Here is a 2,426-nt window from a genome sequence, read left to right on the forward strand (position 1 = left end):
ATTGTAAAGATAAACAAACAGTCCTGTAGCTCAGCTTGGTTAGAGCACTACACTGATAATGTAGGGGTCAGCAGTTCAAATCTGCTCGGGACTACGAGAGGTTAAGTCAAAAGTTACAAGTCAAAAGTCAAAAGCTGTAAAGTAATGACCCAATGACTGAATGACCTAATGACGCATCTGAAAGGGGGATTAGCTCAGCTGGCTAGAGCACCTGCCTTGCACGCAGGGGGTCAACGGTTCGAATCCGTTATTCTCCACGCTGCTACAGAAGAGGCAAGAATAAAGAATCAAGAAACAAGATGAAAGTCTTGAATCCTGGCTCTAAGGTCTTGACTCCGCGAAGCAAAACGTTCTTTGACATATTGGAAGAAGTAAATTAAAGAGAAAACAACAGTAGAGGACTGTTGCAGGCTTTGATTACATGCAAAAGGAAGCAAGAAAAAAGACGAAGACTTCGGTCCGGGTCCTGGCTCCAATCTCCGGCACTTGTAATTAAACGGCAACATAATCAAAAAGCATACAGTACTGAGCAAAAGCAGTACAAGTATAGAAGAAAGTAAGAAAGGGTACACGGGGGATGCCTTGGCTCTCAGAGGCGATGAAGGACGTGATAAGCTGCGATAAGCTGCGGGGATCAGCAAATATGAATTGATCCGCAGATTTCCGAATGGGGAAACCTAGCTAGTTGAAGACTAGTTGCATAAATGCGCAAACCTGCTGAACTGAAACATCTAAGTAAGCAGAGGAAGAGAAAATAATAATGATTTCCTGAGTAGTGGCGAGCGAAAGGGAAGAAGCCCAAACCAGTTCTGTTACGGCATAACTGGGGTTGTAGGACCACAACATGAATATCTGAATGAACCGGAACGGGGTGGGAAACCCGGCCATAGAGCATGAGAGCTGCGTACGGGTAAGTAAAGATAGGATAGTGGTATCCTGAGTACCGCGAGGTCGGAGACGCCTTGTGGGAATCTGCCGGCACCATCCGGTAAGGCTAAATACTCCTGAGAGACCGATAGTGAACCAGTACCGTGAGGGAAAGGTGAAAAGAACCCCGAACAGGGGAGTGAAATAGAACCTGAAACCGTGTACTTACAAGCGGTCGGAGCACCTTCGTGGTGTGACGGCGTGCCTTTTGCATAATGAGCCTACGAGTTACTCTTCTCTGGCAAGGTTAAGTGTTTAAGACACGGATCCGAAGCGAAAGCGAGTCTGAATAGGGCGTATAGTCAGAGGAGGTAGACGCGAAACCTTGTGATCTACCCATGGACAGGTTGAAGGTGCCGTAACAGGTACTGGAGGACCGAACCGATAAACGTTGAAAAGTTTCCGGATGATCTGTGGGTAGGGGTGAAAGGCTAATCAAACTGGGAAATAGCTCGTACTCCCCGAAATGTTTTTAGGAACAGCGTGGTGGTAAAGTTATATAGAGGTAGAGCTACTGATTGGGTGCGGGGGAGTCAAATCCTACCAAATCCAGACAAACTCCGAATGCTATATAATATACACTGCAGTGAGGCTATGGGTGCTAAGGTCCATGGCCGAGAGGGAAAGAACCCAGACCATCAGCTAAGGTCCCCAAATTAACGCTAAGTTGAACTAACGAGGTCCGATTGCACAGACAGCTAGGATGTTGGCTTGGAAGCAGCCATTCATTTAAAGAGTGCGTAACAGCTCACTAGTCGAGCGATCGGGCATGGATAATAAACGGGCATTAAGCGTTATACCGAAGCTATGGATTATATCTCACGATATACTGGTAGGGGAGCATTCTAATTGCCGGTGAAGCAGGAAAGACAATTGACTGTGGAGGAATTAGAAAAGCAAATGTAGGCATAAGTAACGATAAGGCGGGAGAGAAACCCGCCCACCGAAAGACTAAGGTTTCCTGATCAACGCTAATCGGATCAGGGTTAGTCGGGGCCTAAGGTGAAGCCGAAGGGCGCAGCCGATGGACAACTGGTTAATATTCCAGTACTTTTTATAACTGCGATGCGGTGACGGAGTAGTGACACTGACGCGAACTGACGGAATAGTTCGTTAAAGGCCGTAGGTATAGGTTTTGTAGTTAAGTACGCAAGACTTGCTGAAAGCTGATAGTACACTGAGCCTTCGGGTAAGGTGATAGTTCAGGTAATCAGACTTCCAAGAAAACCCGCTAAGCTTCAGGTTATAAAAACCCGTACCGTAAACCGACACAGGTAGTCGAGGAGAGAATCCTAAGGTGCTCGAGTGAATCATGGCTAAGGAACTCGGCAAAATGGCCCTGTAACTTCGGGAGAAGGGGCGCTGGTAGCAATATCAGCCGCAGTGAAAAGGCCCAGGCGACTGTTTAACAAAAACACATGGCTTTGCAAAATCGAAAGATGACGTATAAGGCCTGACACCTGCCCGGTGCCGGAAGGTTAAGAGGGGATGTTATTCCG

2 tRNA genes and 1 rRNA gene are annotated in these 2,426 nt (G+C 47.1%); all 3 read left to right on the forward strand.

Annotated features, from left to right (window positions below):
- Positions 1–19: 19 nt before the first annotated feature.
- A tRNA-Ile gene (locus ACFQZI_RS09610) sits at positions 20–94 on the forward strand.
- 89 nt (positions 95–183) lie between these two features.
- Positions 184–257 (forward strand) — tRNA-Ala (locus ACFQZI_RS09615).
- Between the two features lie 293 nt (positions 258–550).
- Positions 551–2,426 (forward strand): 23S ribosomal RNA (locus ACFQZI_RS09620); the annotation flags it as partial.

Source organism: Mucilaginibacter lutimaris, from assembly GCF_042676625.1.
Classification (GTDB): Bacteria; Bacteroidota; Bacteroidia; order Sphingobacteriales; family Sphingobacteriaceae; genus Mucilaginibacter; species Mucilaginibacter lutimaris.